20 protein-coding genes are annotated in these 17,689 nt (G+C 39.6%); 16 read left to right on the forward strand and 4 right to left on the reverse strand.

Going from position 1 to position 17,689, the window contains the following annotated elements:
* Positions 1-8 precede the first annotated feature (8 nt).
* The 5 genes from ACQKN3_RS01950 to ACQKN3_RS01970 are packed head-to-tail and all read left to right on the forward strand — an operon-like array spanning position 9 to position 4,539.
* Positions 9-1,055, forward strand: coding sequence for an ABC transporter ATP-binding protein (locus tag ACQKN3_RS01950; RefSeq protein ID WP_427708986.1), 1,047 nt, complete (start codon positions 9-11; stop codon positions 1,053-1,055).
* Complete coding sequence (locus tag ACQKN3_RS01955) at positions 1,048-1,998, forward strand: oligopeptide/dipeptide ABC transporter ATP-binding protein (protein ID WP_427708988.1); 951 nt, start codon at positions 1,048-1,050, stop codon at positions 1,996-1,998. Before ACQKN3_RS01950 ends, ACQKN3_RS01955 begins: the two co-directional genes overlap by 8 nt.
* A gap of 3 nt (positions 1,999-2,001) precedes the next feature.
* On the forward strand, positions 2,002-2,940 hold the full coding sequence (locus tag ACQKN3_RS01960; protein WP_251686834.1) for a S66 peptidase family protein: 939 nt from the start codon (positions 2,002-2,004) through the stop codon (positions 2,938-2,940).
* Positions 2,941-2,944: 4 nt separating this feature from the next.
* Positions 2,945-3,730: a serine hydrolase gene (locus ACQKN3_RS01965; RefSeq protein WP_427708991.1), complete on the forward strand. Its 786-nt coding sequence runs from the start codon at positions 2,945-2,947 to the stop codon at positions 3,728-3,730.
* Complete coding sequence (locus ACQKN3_RS01970) at positions 3,727-4,539, forward strand: C40 family peptidase (protein WP_427708993.1); 813 nt, start codon at positions 3,727-3,729, stop codon at positions 4,537-4,539. Before ACQKN3_RS01965 ends, ACQKN3_RS01970 begins: the two co-directional genes overlap by 4 nt.
* Before the next feature lie 78 nt (positions 4,540-4,617).
* On the opposite strand, the gene ACQKN3_RS01975 is transcribed toward ACQKN3_RS01970, so the two are convergent.
* The 4 genes from ACQKN3_RS01975 to ACQKN3_RS01990 all read right to left on the reverse strand — a co-directional run bounded on the left by ACQKN3_RS01975 (position 4,618) and on the right by ACQKN3_RS01990 (position 7,366).
* Complete coding sequence (locus ACQKN3_RS01975) at positions 4,618-5,193, reverse strand: 5' nucleotidase, NT5C type (RefSeq protein WP_251686840.1); 576 nt, start codon at positions 5,191-5,193, stop codon at positions 4,618-4,620.
* 18 nt (positions 5,194-5,211) lie between these two features.
* The gene (ispG, locus tag ACQKN3_RS01980; RefSeq protein WP_079527831.1) at positions 5,212-6,321 is read right to left on the reverse strand and encodes a flavodoxin-dependent (E)-4-hydroxy-3-methylbut-2-enyl-diphosphate synthase; all 1,110 of its coding nucleotides are present in this window, start codon (positions 6,319-6,321) and stop codon (positions 5,212-5,214) included.
* Positions 6,322-6,449: 128 nt separating this feature from the next.
* On the reverse strand, positions 6,450-6,785 hold the full coding sequence (locus ACQKN3_RS01985; protein ID WP_251686843.1) for a hypothetical protein: 336 nt from the start codon (positions 6,783-6,785) through the stop codon (positions 6,450-6,452).
* Positions 6,786-6,859: 74 nt separating this feature from the next.
* Complete coding sequence (locus ACQKN3_RS01990) at positions 6,860-7,366, reverse strand: DUF1189 family protein (protein ID WP_251686845.1); 507 nt, start codon at positions 7,364-7,366, stop codon at positions 6,860-6,862.
* A 144-nt stretch (positions 7,367-7,510) separates the two neighbouring features.
* On the opposite strand from ACQKN3_RS01990, the gene ACQKN3_RS01995 reads away from it, so the two are divergent.
* The 11 genes from ACQKN3_RS01995 to phoU all read left to right on the forward strand — a co-directional run bounded on the left by ACQKN3_RS01995 (position 7,511) and on the right by phoU (position 17,594).
* A complete protein-coding gene (locus ACQKN3_RS01995) occupies positions 7,511-7,990 on the forward strand; it encodes a DUF456 domain-containing protein (protein WP_251686847.1) in 480 nt (159 codons plus the stop codon).
* A gap of 236 nt (positions 7,991-8,226) precedes the next feature.
* A complete protein-coding gene (locus ACQKN3_RS02000) occupies positions 8,227-8,832 on the forward strand; it encodes a superoxide dismutase (RefSeq protein ID WP_251686849.1) in 606 nt (201 codons plus the stop codon).
* Between the two features lie 283 nt (positions 8,833-9,115).
* Entirely contained in the window at positions 9,116-9,553 is a 438-nt protein-coding gene (locus tag ACQKN3_RS02005) for a DUF1801 domain-containing protein (RefSeq protein WP_251686851.1), read from the forward strand.
* 165 nt (positions 9,554-9,718) lie between these two features.
* A complete protein-coding gene (locus ACQKN3_RS02010) occupies positions 9,719-10,162 on the forward strand; it encodes a universal stress protein (RefSeq protein WP_251686853.1) in 444 nt (147 codons plus the stop codon).
* A gap of 191 nt (positions 10,163-10,353) precedes the next feature.
* Entirely contained in the window at positions 10,354-12,564 is a 2,211-nt protein-coding gene (locus ACQKN3_RS02015; protein WP_251686855.1) for a peptidoglycan D,D-transpeptidase FtsI family protein, read from the forward strand.
* A gap of 52 nt (positions 12,565-12,616) precedes the next feature.
* Positions 12,617-13,030 carry a response regulator gene (locus tag ACQKN3_RS02020; RefSeq protein WP_427708998.1) on the forward strand — a complete coding sequence of 138 codons (414 nt, stop codon included), beginning with the start codon at positions 12,617-12,619 and terminating at the stop codon, positions 13,028-13,030.
* 159 nt (positions 13,031-13,189) lie between these two features.
* Positions 13,190-14,161: a PstS family phosphate ABC transporter substrate-binding protein gene (locus tag ACQKN3_RS02025; RefSeq protein WP_350477656.1), complete on the forward strand. Its 972-nt coding sequence runs from the start codon at positions 13,190-13,192 to the stop codon at positions 14,159-14,161.
* 105 nt (positions 14,162-14,266) lie between these two features.
* Entirely contained in the window at positions 14,267-15,211 is a 945-nt protein-coding gene (pstC, locus tag ACQKN3_RS02030; protein WP_427709000.1) for a phosphate ABC transporter permease subunit PstC, read from the forward strand.
* 1 nt (position 15,212) lies between these two features.
* Positions 15,213-16,091 carry a phosphate ABC transporter permease PstA gene (gene pstA / locus ACQKN3_RS02035; protein ID WP_427709002.1) on the forward strand — a complete coding sequence of 293 codons (879 nt, stop codon included), beginning with the start codon at positions 15,213-15,215 and terminating at the stop codon, positions 16,089-16,091.
* Between the two features lie 54 nt (positions 16,092-16,145).
* Positions 16,146-16,919 (forward strand): phosphate ABC transporter ATP-binding protein PstB, encoded by a 774-nt coding sequence (gene pstB, locus ACQKN3_RS02040; protein ID WP_427711562.1) that lies wholly within the window; start codon positions 16,146-16,148, stop codon positions 16,917-16,919.
* 18 nt (positions 16,920-16,937) lie between these two features.
* The gene (gene phoU / locus ACQKN3_RS02045) at positions 16,938-17,594 is read left to right on the forward strand and encodes a phosphate signaling complex protein PhoU (RefSeq protein WP_251686864.1); all 657 of its coding nucleotides are present in this window, start codon (positions 16,938-16,940) and stop codon (positions 17,592-17,594) included.
* Positions 17,595-17,689: the final 95 nt, after the last annotated feature.

Here is a 17,689-nt window from a genome sequence, read left to right on the forward strand (position 1 = left end):
GGCGTTATATGGAACAGGAAAAAATATTATCCATCGAAAATCTTGTCATAAAATTTAAACTGCGTGGACAAACATTGACGGCTATCCGTGATATTTCGCTCGATTTATATAAAGGAGAAAGTCTTGCAATCGTTGGAGAATCTGGTTCAGGGAAATCAGTGTTAGTAAAATCAATCATGGGTCTGCTTGATAAAAACGGCTATATTGCGGATGGACAAATCCACTTTGACGGTCATGATTTATCGAAATTTAAAACAGAGGCAGATTGGCTGAAAGTTCGCGGCAAAAAAATCGCCATGGTTACACAAGACCCGATGACATCGCTTAATCCGCTGAAAACAATCGGAAAGCAGATTGAAGAAAGTGTCGTGCTGCACCAAGGTTTGAAGGGCAATGATGCGTATGAAAAAACATTGCAGCTGCTGCGCGATGTTGGAATTCATGATGTTGCGCGCCGCTATAAGCAATACCCGCATGAATTTTCCGGGGGGATGCGTCAGCGAATCGTGATCGCGATTGCTGTTGCCTGCAATCCGCAAATCCTAATATGTGATGAGCCGACAACAGCACTTGATGTAACGATACAAGCACAAATATTGCAGCTGTTAACCAATTTACAGGAGAAATATTTGCTGTCGACAATTTATATTACCCATGATTTAGGAGTCGTTGCAAAAGTCGCGGACAGAATTGCGGTTATGTATGCAGGGGATATTATTGAAGTTGGACAAACCGAGGAAGTATTTTTCAACGCGAAACATCCGTACACATGGGCATTGATTTCATCACTCCCTCAATTAGGAAATAAGGGCGAGGAATTATATTCAATCAAAGGAACACCGCCGAATTTGTTTAAAGAAATAAAAGGGGATGCGTTTGCACCTAGGAATCAATATGCATTGAAAATCGACTTTGTTGAACGTCCGCCTTTTTTCAAAGTGACCGATACCCATTATGCACGCACGTGGCTGCTTGATCCAAAGGCACCGAAAGTAGAGCCGCCTGAAGTGTTGCAAGCCTTTTTCGCAGAAGGGAGACAATATGCAAATGACTAAAATTAATAAAGAAAAACTGATTGAAGTGAAAAATATTGATATCGTTTTTGGACAAGGTAAAAAACAGTTCAAAGCGGTAGATAACGTGAGCTTCGATATATATAAAGGTGAAACATTCGGGCTTGTAGGGGAATCCGGTTCCGGGAAAACGACAATCGGCCGTGCGATTATGCGTATTAACCCGATAACAAACGGAGAAATTCTATTCCATGGAAAACCGATTAATGGCCGTATTTCCAGTGCATGGGACCGTGAGATTACACAAAAGATTCAAATGATTTTCCAGGACCCGGGCGCATCTTTGAATGAACGGGCAAAGGTTGACTATATTGTTTCGGAAGGCCTGATCAATAATAAAAGGTACAGCAATGAACAGGAGCGGATCGATAAAGTAAAAAAAGCATTACTGGAAGTCGGGCTGCTGCCGGAATTTGCTTCACGTTTCCCGCATGAATTTTCAGGCGGGCAGCGTCAACGGATCGGCATTGCCAGAGCGCTAGTCATGGAACCGGAATTTATCGTAGCGGATGAACCGATCTCTGCACTGGACGTTTCGATTCGAGCTCAAGTCTTGAACTTATTGTCCAGCTTACAGGAACATCGTGAGTTAACGTATTTATTTATCGCCCATGACTTGTCGATTGTCCGCTTTATTACAGATCGGACGGCGGTCATTTATAAGGGGAAAATCGTTGAACTGGGTGAAACGGAAAAGCTGTTCAACAATCCGCTGCATCCTTACACGAAAGCATTACTGGCAGCCGTTCCAGAACCGAACCCGCTAAAAGAGCGCAGAAAAAAGCTGCAAGTGTACGATCCAAATGTTCATCAGTATGAAATGGATCCACCTGAATTTGTTGAAATTGAAGAAGGACATTTCGTATTGGCCAATCAAGAAGAGCAGGCACAGTATCGGACGGTGCTTGCCGGAAGTGGAGTGTAGACGATGGCAATGATAATTCCAAGGTCACTGAAAAAAGGCGATACTGTAGCATTAATTAGCGCATCCGGAGCAACACCCGAACATCGTATCGAACGTGCTATCCAGGCAGTGGAGAAGTTGGGTTTCCGTGTTGTTGTGGGGGAAACGTGCAGAGCGCGTCACGGTTATTTTGGAGGCAGTGATGAACTGAGGGCAAAAGAATTAAATGACATGTTCCGGAATCCTGAAATTGACGGTATTTTTTGTATTCGTGGAGGCTATGGGGCGACACGTATTTTACCAATGCTTGATCTGAAGATGATTAAAGAAAACCCGAAAGTATTTGCTGGCTATAGTGATGTGACAGCACTGCATATTGTTTTCAATCAGCAATGCGGTTTTGTAACGTACCATACACCGATGCCATCAACTGAATTTATTCGTCCTGAAATGGATGACTATACATGGGGATATTTCATCAACAGTGTGACGAATACTGAGTGGAATGATTATTTCCTGGAAAATGCAAATGGCCAGAAAATGAACACGGTTGTGCCCGGTATTGCTACAGGAGAACTAGCTGGAGGGAATTTAACACTTGTTGCGGCATCTCTTGGGACACCATACGAGGTTGATTTGAAAGGCAAGATTCTTTTTTTGGAAGACATCGATGAAAATGTGCAACGGATCGACCGGATGCTGACACAGCTGTCATTGTCGGGGAAACTTCAGCAGCTGTCAGGTATTTTGCTGGGTGGTTGGACGGATTGTGGACCAATGGATTTAAATAACGCAGAAAATAATTTGAGTTTGGATATGGTATTTGAAGAAATTTTAGTACCTTTGAATATTCCAATATTAAAAGATGTAACATGTGGTCATGTGCTGCCGACGATGTCATTGCCGCTTGGTAAAACCGTCACAATCGATGCGACGAATAAATCAATTCGGGTTGTAGGTTAGTTTGATGCATGAACAACTTAATCGTATTATTGCACAGTCCCCATATAAAGTGCATGTCATTGTAGAAGATTACAATACTAACGATATCGTCTGGAAAAATCGGGACGAGGAAATTTTCAGCAGTGCAAGTATAATCAAAGTGCCGATTCTCATTGCTATTTTGGCTCATCTGCAAAAAACGAATGGCAATATGAATCACGTTTACGAGATTGAGCCGGAAAACATGGTCGAGTTCAGTGTGATTACTGAGCAGAGAAAAACTCGAGCTACACTGCACGAGCTATTACTTTGGATGACGATTACGAGTGACAATACAGCAACAAACGTATGTATCGATCTATTAGGCATGGATGGATTCAATAACTATTTTAAAGAAATCGGCTTACATAATACTCGGGTCCAGCGGAAAATGATGGATTTTGAACGTCAAAAGCTTGGCTTTGATAATGAAACAACAGCGCAGGATATGCAGCACCTTTTCCGGCAAATATATAGAGGTACGCTACTAACAAAAGAGTGGAATGCCGTTGCACTCGATATTTTAAGCAGGCAGCGCAGTAATGAATCACTCAAACGCTATATCGTAGATGATGTGAAAATGGCGCATAAAACAGGCGGTCTCGATACGGTCGACCATGACACTGGAATTATTTTTGCAAAAGAACGCGATTATTTTATCGGAGTTTTCATTACAGAAGTGACCGACAATGACAAAGCGAGACAAATGATTGGTACTATTTCTAAAATCGTCTATGACTATTTTACAAAACAGGAGGAGGGAATCGATTGAATGCCGTTGTGAAAATGAAAATTGCGAGTTTACATGCAGCACCGGACCGACATTCTGAGTTAATCGATGAAGCGTTGTACGGGATGCCAGTCGAAGTACAAGAAGAAATTGATGAAAATTGGGTCAAAATACGAACGTTTTACCGTTACGAAGGCTACACACTAAAATCCAACTTGTATCTCGGAAGTGAACCTACTGCAAACTGGGTATATGAAGCGAATGATGTCGTAATACAAAGCTTTGCCGATGTCCTTAAAGTACCAAAAATACAAAGTGAAAACATTATCACATTGACACGAGGCGCCTTTATTAAAGTGGTACTGGAAGCAGGTCTTGATCCTACATGGGCAAAAGTGCAGCTTGTTACAGGGGAAGAAGGGTATGTACGGGCAGCCTGGATTCAGGATCGTATTAAAGTATATACGACAAATGAAGAAGTATTTCGCAAGCAAGTCGTGGAAACAGCTTTTCGCTATATAGGGACACCATACCGATGGGGTGGAAAGACGCCTATAGGTATTGACTGTTCAGGTCTTATATCAATGGCGTATATGCTGAACGGTGCTTACATTTACCGTGATGCGAAAATAGAGGAAGGTTTCCCATTAAGGAAAATAGAAGGCGACAACTTAAAGCTGGGAGATCTGATTTTCTTCCCTGGCCATGTAGCGATGTATATTGGAAATGACGAGTATATCCATTCCTCTCTAGGCGGGAACGAGGTCAATGTGAATAGCTTGAACTTGCAGCATGAGAATTACCGTGAAGACTTGGCCACAACGATTACGGAGTACGGCAGTATTTTTTAATCCAACAAAAAAGGGTCAACTCAGCAAGATTACACTGAGTTGGCCCTTCTAGTTTCAATGGAAATTGGTTTAGTTCAATTAAAAGTTTTTAAGGATCCAATCGTTAGCTTCTACCCAATTATTAACGCGAATGACGTTATTCGGTACAGGCATTTGATTGTACGGTGTATCAAATAAAATGACAGGGATTTTAAGCTCTTCGGCAATTTCCACTGCATTATCATGTTTATCTTCGAAAAAAGCTTCTACTGCATGTTTTTTTGCGATGGCAATTTTGTTATGACTGCCGATACATTCGATATGGTCGTAAGGTACTTTAAATTGGTCAAACCAGTTTTTCGTAATATCGAAAACATTTTCTCCACGTGCAGAAATATAATAAAGCTCATACTGGTTTTGCCAGGCTGTTAAAATACGGTGTGCATCTGCAGCAAGCTCACTCACTTCATACATTCGTGGCTCGTTTTCTTTAAACCAGGCCTGAAACTGTGCGCGGTCTATAGGGTGCGGAAAGCCACTTAAAAAATCATATTCCGTTACATCTTGTAGCGTCATATTAATGTTGTACTGTTTATTAATATGTGGAATCAATGTGGCAGGACATGTAACAGTCCCGTCAATATCAATGCCGAACCGATGTTTTAAGTTTGTCATTTCCATTACCTCATTTCTTTAAACAGTTGCATTTGCTTCTGCTTCACGCTTTGCCACCATTTCAGCAGCTAATTTATCGATTTCTTTCTTCAGTTCTTCCACCATTGTTTCTTCCGGAACTTTACGAACTGTTTTACCTTTCATGAATAAAAGCCCTTCGCCACGTGCACCGGCAATACCGATATCTGCTTCACGTGCTTCACCAGGACCGTTTACTGCACAGCCTAAAACAGCTACTTTTAACGGAACATTCAGTTTTGAAATATATTCTTCAACTTCGTTGGCAATTGAAATTAAATCAATTTCGATACGGCCACAAGTCGGACAAGAAATTAATGTCGCCATATTTGATGCCAAGCCGAATGATTTTAATAATTCACGAGCTACTTTAATTTCTTCCACTGGATCTGCAGATAAAGAAATACGTAAAGTATTCCCGATACCTTTAGATAAAATCGCACCTAAACCGGCAGCTGATTTAACAGTACCGGCAAATAATGTACCAGATTCTGTAATACCTAAATGAAGTGGATAATTGAATGCTTTTGATGCTTTTTCATATGCTTCAATTGCCAAGTTTACGTCTGATGCTTTCATCGAAACGATAATGTCATGGAAATCCAAGTCTTCTAAAATTTTAATGTGGTGCAATGCAGATTCTACCATTCCATCTGCAGTAGGGTAACCGTATTTTTCGAGGATATGACGCTCTAAAGAACCGGCGTTAACACCGATTCGGATTGGTATACCTTTTGCTTTTGCCGCATTTACAACTGCCTCTACTTTTTCGCGGCGCCCGATGTTACCTGGGTTGATACGTACTTTATCAATGCCACCTTCAATGGCTTTTAATGCTAATTTGTAATCAAAATGAATATCCGCTACTAATGGGATATTAATTTGTTTTTTTATTTCAGGTATTGCATTTGCAGCACGCTCATCTGGTACTGCAATACGTACGATTTGACAACCTGCCTCTTCTAAACGTTTAATTTCGGCAACTGTTGCTTCTACATCATGTGTTTTCGTCGTACACATACTTTGGATTACGACTTCGTTATTACCACCAATTGTTAAGTTACCGACACGCACAGGACGTGTTTTCGTACGGTGAACGATTTCACTCATGAAAAATTCTCTCCTTTTCAGGCTTTTAATGTGTTACATCTCCTAATAGATATAACGATATGTAAGCCGTCACTGTTCCTTATTTTATCAGTGTATGAAAAGAAGAACAAGGAAGAAACATTTTGAAGTCAATTTAGACAATTTTCCTTCACGTTCGAGATGATTGGGATTAGGACAGTATCTCCTGGTACAAGTGGCTGTAAATTTAAATGCGGATTAAGTTGATAAAATTGGGCAAGTCTTTCAGGGAAAGTAGTTTTAATAGGTGAGGGTGTTGCTGAAAATAGGCTGTAAATGGTATCGTCCTGCTGAATTTTCACGACTACATAGCTTCCTTTTTCTGCTTCCTCGCACGATTGCGGAGCAGCATAAAAGGAGGCTAATGGGAGCGTACCTTCCTGTAAATCTACTTTAATGACAAACGCAAACAGCAAAAGCACAATGGAAGCTATTAAAAAGCGCAAAAAAAATCCTCCTTATCTCTACAGTTCAACTCGTTAATAGATTGTTAAACTATATGATTCATAAGGAGAATTTATTATTTTTGTACGGGATATTTTGTTAATGCAACGATTATAAAGAGCATTGTAATAAAAATACTGCTAATTGTGATAACTGTTTGTGAGAATATAAACAGATTTCCGAACATCGTTATAAATGTTCCCCAAGTACTTGCAAAAACAGCTGTTCGCCATACTTGCCGATATTCGCCGCGGCGTCTCATCGGCTTAACGAAAAACAGACCTGCAAGTGCATATAAACTTACTTTAATAAAATAAATCGACGTATTCAGTACGAATAAAAATACAATGGCAATCGGATAAACAATCCACTCTATATTCTTGGCATATTGTTCAATTTCCGAATAGCCGAAAATCTCGGCTGTACCGGTATTGATAAATTGACCGAATGAAAAAGCGGTAATGAGGGTAATCATTAAAAAGGCATACTGCATCACTTTACCGATTGATAGAATTCGGTATGCACCCAATTTTTTAGGGCTCGTTAAACTATGTATAAATAACTGCATATGTGAAATTTTCATAATAATCGAATACTCCTTTAAAAGTAGTGTAACATGAAAAAATTTTGATTTGAACTCGGAAAAATAAATTGAATCTTTTCTTCGTACATTACGTATAATTTGTGAAAACATAATAGGAAGAAGATTTGAAAGGATGTGAAATGAGTGGATATTATTGCATGGACACTTATTATAGCGCTGTTTGTGATTGCGTTTATCGGTTTAGTATATCCGATTATCCCATCCGTCTTATTTTTACTTGGCGGGTTTATCGTTTATGGGCTATTTTACAGTTTTACCGAATTGCCGTGGTGGTTCTGGGTAATTGAGCTACTCTTTGTTGCACTGTTATTTGCAGCGGATACGATCTCAAATCTCGTCGGAGTGAAAAAATTCGGCGGATCAAAAGCTGGGATGTGGGGAAGTACGATTGGTCTATTGATCGGTCCATTTGTTATTCCGTTTGCGGGTATTATCGCGGGGCCGTTTATCGGTGCGATCATCGGTGAATTAATTGTGACACGAAGCAATCTACAGCAGGCAATTAAAGTTGGTGTTGGTTCAGTTGTAGGATTTTTAACATCGGTCGTAACAAAAGGGATTATTCAAGTGGTTATGATTGTCTTATTTTTTATTGCCATTTAGTTTAGGATTGAAGGATATTGAATTGATAAGGAGCAAATATTTGTAAAATCAAATAGATATCGCTTACACTAGTAAAGGAAAGATTACTAACAACAGGTAAGACAAGTAATGCGAGCCTTTCCGTCAAAAGACTGAAATGCAAATATTACTGTTTTTTTCATTGAATGAGGAATCATTTTTTGATAACCTAGTATTGTAATCAACATTAATTACTTGTTCCAGGGAGGAATATTATCATGGCATTCAAATTACCAGAATTAACTTACGCTTACGACGCATTGGAACCACATATCGATGCAAAAACAATGGAAATTCACCACTCTAAACACCACAATACTTACGTAACAAACTTAAACGCAGCAGTAGAAGGTACTGAATACGCTGACAAAGACATCAACGAGTTAATCGCTAACATCGATGCTTTACCAGCTGACAAACAAACTGCTGTACGTAATAACGGTGGCGGACATGCTAACCACTCATTATTCTGGGAATTAATCGCTCCAGGCGGTTCTAACACTCCAGTAGGTGAAGTAGCTGCTGCAATCGATGCGAAATTCGGTTCATTTGACGCTTTCAAAGAAGAATTCGCAAAAGCTGCAACAACTCGTTTCGGTTCAGGTTGGGCATGGTTAATCGTTGATGGTGACGGTGTAGCTGTTACTTCAACTCCAAACCAAGACTCTCCAGTAATGGAAGGCAAAACGCCAATCCTAGGCTTAGACGTTTGGGAGCACGCATACTACTTAAACTACCAAAACCGTCGTCCGGACTACATCGGTGCATTCTGGAACGTAGTGAACTGGGACGTAGTAGAAGCTAAATACCAAGCTGCAAAGTAATATGCGAAGAAGTAGCTATATACTAAACGGACTACCAGTTTGCGACGAAAGCGAAGCGACAGGAGCACTTCTGGGACGTAGTAGAAGCTAAATTCCAAGCAGCAAAACAATTAAATTTGAACACTCAAATTTAATTGTTTATGTACCAAAAGCGAAGCTGCAGGTACAAAATAGGTTAACCATAAACGCATGAGAAGTTTCGTTACTTCCATGCGTTTTTTATGTATTTTTTTACAGTAATCTGCTACGCTCAAAAGTAATAAACAGAATTGGGGTGCAGTGCATGATTGATGAATTTATCGCACAAATTGATGAGAAGTGGCACGGTGCTTATATAAAATTAATGGAGACAATTGATGAAAACTTGCCTCCAGGGTTTGAAAAATCAATTGACCGGAATATGATCGTATATAATGTGCCATTAACAACCTATTCAAAAGGGTATCATGTAACACCGGGTACACCACTACCGTTTTTGGCCCTTGCTCCACAAAAACGCCATATTGGGCTTTATCATATGGGCATCTACAGTGATCCTGAACTTCTCAAATGGTTTCAGGAATCCTATGCCGAAGCGGTTCCAACAAAGCTGAATATGGGGAAAAGCTGTATTCGTTTTACATCAACAAAACATATACCATATAAATTGATCGGGGAACTAAGTAAAAAGATTACGGTGGAGCAGTGGATTACTACCTATGAAAATGCATTGCAGAAATAAACAGTACCTGGTTAAATAAGTATACTCCAATATTGTTCTAAATTTTCTGACGTGCTTTGTAACTCCGGTTGCAAGGCTTTTTTTCTTGATTATTCCTTCTCTTCTAGTCGTAAGTACACCTAAACCAAACTTCAGATGAATAAACTATAAAGAGGTGAGGAATAGATGAGCATGACGTACAAAAATATACTGGTTGCCGTGGATGAATCAAAGGAGTCGCTGATTGCCTTTAGAAGAGCTGTGCAAGTTGCAATCAATAATGTCGGAAGTAAGCTGTATATCGTTCATGTAATTGATACTCGTTCCTTTGCATTTTCAGAAGGCTATAACTTTGAGATGGCGGAAAAGTTTACGAATAATAAAAAGGATCTTTTAGATTCTTTTGAGAAAAAAGCGCAGCAGTCAGGGTTTACAAATATCAAAAAAATTATTGAATACGGGACACCGAAGCACGTTATCGCACGAGATATCCCTCAGCAGGAAGAAATTGATTTAATTATTTGCGGCGTAACAGGAAAAGGGGAATTAGCCCGTTTTTTCCTAGGTTCCGTATCGGAAGGGATTTTAAGAAATGCCCGCTGTGACGTCCTTGTTGTAAGAAATACTTAATTAAATGCCGAAGCTCCACATTTATTTTCGTGAAGCTTCTTTTTTTATGAAACTTTATAAAAGCACAGCCGTCTAAAAGATGAATAATTAAAATCTGAACTCTTTTTTCGTAGAGTTTTCAGTGTTATACTAAAAGCTATGACTATACATTCATGTACACGCTACATAAAGTAAGGAAGGGGAAGTGTTCTTTGCGCAAAATTACGCAAAATCGTCAGCAAAATCCGAAGGCAAAGCAACGGGCAAGTTTAACTTTTCGGATGAATGTCCTTTTCTTTTCAATATTTGTTTTGTTTTCATTACTAATTTTTCGTCTAGGATATATACAAATTGTAAAAGGTGAAGATTATGTCCGCGCATTAGAGCGTACAGAGGAAGTACGGGTGAATACAAGTGTACCCCGTGGCCGTATTTTTGACCGTTATGGTCGTATTTTAGTTGATAATCAGCCGGAAAATGCGATTACGTATACAAAAATGCAAACGACAAAATCCGCTGAAATGCTTGAAATTGCAGAAAAACTTGCACATATCATCGAGCAGCCGACAGAAAAAGTGACCCATCGAGATAAATTAGATTTCTGGATTTTACGGAATCCGGAAAAGGCAAAAGAAAAAGTTACAACAAAGGAAATGACGAAATTCCAACTTGAAAATGAAGATTTAGAAACGAAGGAAATCAATAAAGAATACGATCGACGGATTCGGGATCGGATTACAGATAAAGAATTGGAACAGCTTACAGAATTTGACCTGGAAGTTCTGGCCATTTATCGTGAAATGATGACGGGCTATAATTTATCACCGCAAATTATTAAAGGTGAGAATGTTACACCAGAAGAATTTGCCCGAGTTTCAGAACAGTTGGCGGATCTGCCTGGTGTGAATACGACAACCGATTGGAAACGCGTACGATTATCCCCGTTGGCAATATTAGGCCGAACAACGGTACCGAGTAAAGGTGTGCCTAAATCGAAACTGAACCATTATTTAGCTCGTGATTATTCTCGTAACGACCGTGTTGGGGAAAGTTATTTTGAAGCACAGTATGAAGAAATATTGCAAGGTGAAAAATCGGTCGTTAAAAACATCACGAATAAAAAAGGTCAAGTGGTTGAAACGATGACGACTTTCGCAGGGGAGCCCGGTAAAGATTTAGTAACAACGATCGATGTGGAACTCCAGCAAAAAGCTGATGAAATTTTAGAAAAATATTTATTGGAATTGAAAGCTAAAGGTGGTTCCCAATTACTGGATCGCGGCTTTTTAGTTGCAATGAATCCAAAAACCGGCGAGCTTTTATCGGTAGTTGGTAAAAAAATTGAAAAAGATAAAGACACGGGCAAACCTTATATCGTTGACTATTCTTACGGTACATTTACGTCTGCATATGAAGCTGGGTCAACTGTAAAAGCAGCAACCGTCCTAATGGGATACAATGAAGGAGTTATTAAGCCAGGAACTGTCATGCTCGATTCACCCATGCGAATCGGTAACATTACCTTAAATACACTATTCAACAAGACTGGTAGTGTTATGCTGAATGATTTGACGGCATTAGAGCGTTCATCAAACGTCTATATGTTCAAAATTGCGATGGGTATTGGCGGTCGTACGTATTCACCTGGTATGCGATTTAGTTTAGCATCAGGTACATTGCAAACAATGCGAAATGAATATGCGCAGTTTGGACTAGGTGTACCAACGGGGGTTGACCTTCCTGGTGAATCAACTGGCTATCAGGCTGACCCGGATACCGATGTAAAACTATTAAACTTGGCAATCGGACAGTTTGATACGTATACAACGATGCAATTGGCACAATATATTTCAACTATTGCAAATGATGGTTACCGCATCCAACCAAGAATGTTAAAGGAAATTCGCAACCCGTCTAAAGATGGAGAATATTTAGGGCAAGTTGTGGAAGAAGTAACACCTAAAATTTTAAACAAAATTGAAAACAGCCAACAGGAAATTGATCATGTTAAAGAAGGTTTACGCCGCGTTTACTTCGGTGCGAATGGATCTGCTCGTCGTCAATTTGAAACGGCAGACTATACAGCAGCTGGTAAAACAGGTACAGCCGAGGTAGTTTACTATGGACCACAGCGTGATAAATGGAAAACGAACACGATTAACATTGTCCATGTAGGTTTTGCTCCGTACGATGACCCAGAGATTGCATATGCAGTCATCTATCCATGGGCAACGACGAACTTTAACAATAACTATTTACCACAGGCGAATTTGACGGCTCGTGAATTAGTTGATTCATATTTTGAGTTAAAAAACAAATATGCGGATGAGGGCTTATCTACAAGTAAAGTAGAAAAACCAATCATTAAGCATTCTGATGAAAAGCTGGATGAGGACGAAGAAGTCGAAACAGTAAATGAATAAAATAAAGATCCCGTAGTGTCTAGCTACGGGATTTTTTTAAGGGGAAGATTCGATGAGAAAGAAAATCTTACATATTGTCGTTATCGTCGGTGCCTTAAGTAATGCAGCGATTTTAGCATTTATGGACATGCCGGTGTGGCTCATAATCTTAATGTCGGTTATATATATCGTTATGTTTGAAGGGCTCCTGCTAATACTGGAACCACGCTTAGTCCGTGCTGAACGTGAACGGAATATTAAAGCCTTTCCCTTTTTGAGGGAGCTGGTCGATGCTAAAAAAGCGACGGTTACTTTGCGGGATGGTTCGGTGTTATATAATGCGACGTTTGAAGGCTATGCCCATCCAAAAGATGCAAAAACGATTTTACTTTATGTACATAAAGTAAAGACAAAAAAGGAAATGCCAACATTTACAGAACATTCTATTAAACTTATTAACATAAAAAGTGTAAAAAAGATTCAATAAGAAGAAAATGAGACAATTTGCGGAGAGCTACCGTAAATTGTCTTTTTTATTTACAAAGCTTTACATTCAATTAACGGCTGAATTATATAAGCTTAATAAATTTTCTCTATAGTTGGAAATGTAAGAAAAACATCTATTAAACAAGCGGAGGAATTACAAATGAAAAAGTGGCAGTACTTAACATCAACAGCTTTACTAGGTTCAGCAATTCTTTTAGGAGCATGTGGCGGAGAAGAAAATAGTGATGAAACGTCAACTTCAGCACAAACAAACACAGAACAAGCAGAAGCTGGCAGCGCACAATTAACAGGTAATGTAGTAGGCGATGGTTCATCAACAGTTGCTCCAATTACAGAAGCGTTAGTTGAAGAATACGCTGCGGTACAAAAAGATGTGCGCGTAGCAGTTGGTGTATCTGGTACAGGCGGCGGATTCGAAAAATTTATCAATGGTGAAACGGATTTCTCAAACGCTTCTCGTCCAATCAAAGATACTGAAATGGAAGAGCTTAAAAATGCAGGAGTAGAATATACAGAATTTGAGCTTGCTTACGATGGTTTATCAGTAGTTGTACATCCTGAAAATACTTGGGCAAAAGATCTTACAGTTGATCAATTAAAACAGATTTGGGTTGAAGACGGTTCTACGAAAAAATGGTCTGATATTGATCCTTCATGGCCGGATGAAGAAATCGTATTCTACTCACCAGGTTCTGACTCAGGTACGTATGATTACTTCGATGAGATCATTCTAGATGGTGAAGACATTGTTAAATCGGCAACATTATCTGAAGATGACAACGTGTTAGTACAAGGTGTAACAGCAGACAAAAATGCAATCGGCTATTTCGGTTATGCGTACTACCTGGAAAATAAAGACAAATTACAAGTTGTAACTGTAGACGGAGTGGAACCGACAAACGAAACAATCGAATCAGGTGAATATTCTCCATTATCACGTCCACTATTCGTTTATGTGAAAAACAGTGCAGTTAAAGACAATGAAGCTACATATGACTTCATGAAATTCACACTTGAAAACGCTGGTGAAATGGCAGAAGTAGTAGGTTATGTTAGCCTGCCAGATGAAAAGTATGAAGAAGCTTTAAAAGAGTTGGAAACACTAAAATAATTTCGATGTTTAATAGTGTGGGGTGGCTCTCATGCCCCACACATTTTTTAATTCTGAAAATTGATTGATTTAATTTATATAGATGACTGGAAGGAGTTTTCGCACATGGCTCTTAAACAACAGGAGCAAGTAAGTGTCCAACAATTAATCGAGCGTTCGCGCAATCGCAAAGGAAAGAAAGTAATCGAAAAGTTAGTACCTATGGGGTTATTTCTAGCAGCGACGATTTCGGTTCTTACGACGTTTGGGATTGTATTTACACTAATATTCGAGACATTCGAATTCTTTAAGCGAGTGTCGATTACAGATTATTTATTTGGTACAGAATGGCTGCCGTTCTCAGGTAAGGAGCCGTTGTATGGGATATTACCATTAATATTCGGGACATTTAAAATAACACTGATTGCTATTATTGTAGCAGTGCCATTCGGTTTAGGCGCTGCCATTTATCTGAGTGAATATGCATCAGAACGTGTACGAAAAATCATTAAACCGATTTTAGAAGTACTTGCAGGTGTACCGACGATTGTTTACGGGTTCTTTGCCTTAACATTCATTACACCGATATTACAGGCGGTTATTCCAGATTTAAAAATTTTCAACGCAATCAGTCCTGGGATCGTTGTCGGAATTATGATACTTCCAATGATCACTTCAATGTCCGAAGATGCGATGAGCTCAGTTCCAAGGTCGATTCGGGAAGGTGCATTAGGGTTAGGTGCAACAAAATTCGAAGTAGCAGTTAAAGTTGTTCTGCCAGCCGCATTATCTGGAATTGTCGCTTCTGTCGTATTAGGTATTTCCCGGGCAATAGGGGAGACGATGATTGTTTCACTGGCAGGCGGATCTACACCAAAATTCGACTTTGGCTTTACGGATTCGATTCAAACGATGACCGCCTATATCGTGCAAGTTACGACAGGTGATGCCGGTTATGGTACAACAATTTACTACTCGATTTACGCTGTTGGATTCACATTGTTTATTTTCACATTAGCGATGAATTTACTCGCAACCTATATTTCAAAACGCTTCCGAGAGGAGTATTAATATGCGCTATATTCAAGAAGATTTAGTAATGAAGCGGATGAATAAACGCCTCAATTCGAATAAATTGTGGAAAATCATTTTCATTCTTGCCACGAGTTTTGCCCTTGTTTCTTTAGGTATGTTACTTTACCGAATTTTGTCGCAGGGACTTGGTTTTTTAGATATGAATTTCATTACAAACTTCGCGTCACGTATTCCCGAAAATGCAGGGATTAAAGCAGCGCTGGTCGGATCTTTATGGCTAATGAGCGTAGTTGCTCCTGTCTCGATTATTTTAGGGGTAAGTACAGCGCTGTATTTGGAGGAATATGCAAAGCAAAACAAATTAAATGATTTTATCCGGATAAATATTTCTAACTTGGCAGGAGTTCCTTCAATTGTTTTCGGTTTACTAGGACTAACAATTTTCGTTCGACTGTTTGGCTTTGAAAAAAGTATTTTGGCCGCGGGATTGACGATGAGTTTACTTATATTACCGGTAATCATTGTAGCGGCTCAAGAAGCGATCCGTGCGGTACCGAACGAACAGCGTGAAGCTTCGTACGGAATGGGTGCGACGAAATGGCAAACGATTGTTCGGGTTGTTCTTCCAGCTGCTATACCGGGAATTCTAACGGGTAGTATTTTAGCGTTATCACGCGCAATTGGTGAAACAGCACCATTAGTAGTAATCGGAATCCCAGTGATATTACAATTTTTGCCAACGGGTTATCTCGATACATTTACCGCTTTGCCGATGCAGATTTTCGACTGGGCAAAACGTCCGCAAGAAGCGTTCCAGTATGTGGCATCTGCCGGAATCATCGTATTAATGATTTTCCTGTTAACGATGAACTCCATTGCAATCTTTATTCGAAATAAATTCCAAAAACGATATTAGGAGTGAAATGGAATGGTCCAACTATTAACGAAAAATAATGTGCGTCAACCTGCAATGGGCATCGAATCGAATCAGGCGAATGTCATGCAGTCGAATAACTTTAATTTATGGTATGGGAATCACCATGCTTTAAAAGATATCAACTTGGACATGAAAGAAAATGAAGTAACGGCAATTATTGGGCCTTCTGGCTGCGGGAAATCGACCTATATTAAAGCATTAAATCGGATGGTTGAACTTGTGCCAATCGTACGTACATCAGGGGAGATCAATTACCGTGGCCGCAATATTTTTTCGAACGGCTATGAAGTGGAAGAACTTCGAACGAAAGTCGGTATGGTATTCCAAAAGCCAAACCCGTTTCCAAAGTCGATTTACGATAATATCGCATACGGCCCACGCATTCATGGGATTAAAAATAAGAAAATTCTCGATGAAATTGTTGAAAAGTCATTACGTGGTGCAGCCATTTGGGATGAAGTAAAAGATCGCTTAAACCAAAATGCCTATGGATTATCGGGTGGTCAGCAGCAGCGTATTTGTATCGCACGCTGCCTGGCAATCGAACCGGATGTCATTTTAATGGATGAGCCGACATCAGCGCTTGATCCGATTTCGACATTAAAAGTAGAAGAGCTTGTACAGCAGATGAAAGAACAGTATTCGATCGTCATTGTGACACATAACATGCAGCAGGCAGCACGTATTTCCGACAAAACGGCCTTCTTCCTGAACGGGGAAGTCGTGGAGTTTGATAAAACAGATATCATTTTCTCGACGCCGTCAGATCAGCGCACCGAAGACTATATTTCCGGTCGTTTTGGATAATGAGAAAAGGAGAATGATATGATGATTCGAGAACGCTTTGAACAAGATTTAATAGCGGTACAGCAAGATTTAATGGAGCTGTGTGATTTAAGTATTCATGCATTACAGGAGTCTTTTAAAGCCTTTTTAAAAAAGGATATTGATTTAGCTCTACAGGTAATTGATACCGATCCGAAAATTAATCGGTTGGAAGAATTGATCAATGACCGTGTGATTTTACTGATTGCAAAACAACAGCCTGTTGCGACTGATTTGCGTCGCTTAATCGTTGTCATCAAAGCAGCATCAGATATGGAGCGAATCGGGGATCATGCGGTCAATATTGCAAAGGAATCGATACGCATAGGGAATGCACCTTTTGTCACAAGCGTGGAACCGATTGAGGAAATGTTCCATAAAACGATTTTAATGCTGCGCCAAATTGTCGATGCATTTATAGAGGAAAATACAATCAAGGCAAAAGAAATTGCGAATCTTGATGATGAAGTCGACGAATTAACAGGCAATACGCTCAGTAACTTAATGAAGCTGTCTGTTTCCAATGAACATGTGGCGCAAGTGACAAGTTTATCCTACGTATGCCGCTGTATTGAACGTGCGGCAGACCATGCAACAAATATTGCCGAGCATTTATTCTACCTTGTAAAAGGGAAGCATTATGAGCTGAATAATTAAATGTCCAAAGTATAGGGAGGAAACTTCTTATACTTTTTTGTTTTTTTGAAACGTCGGGTAATTGGCAATCGTTTACAATGTAAGAAAGGGGGGCG

It is taken from the genome of Solibacillus sp. NPDC093137 (assembly GCF_050280445.1).
Lineage (GTDB): Bacteria > Bacillota > Bacilli > Bacillales_A > Planococcaceae > Solibacillus > Solibacillus isronensis_B.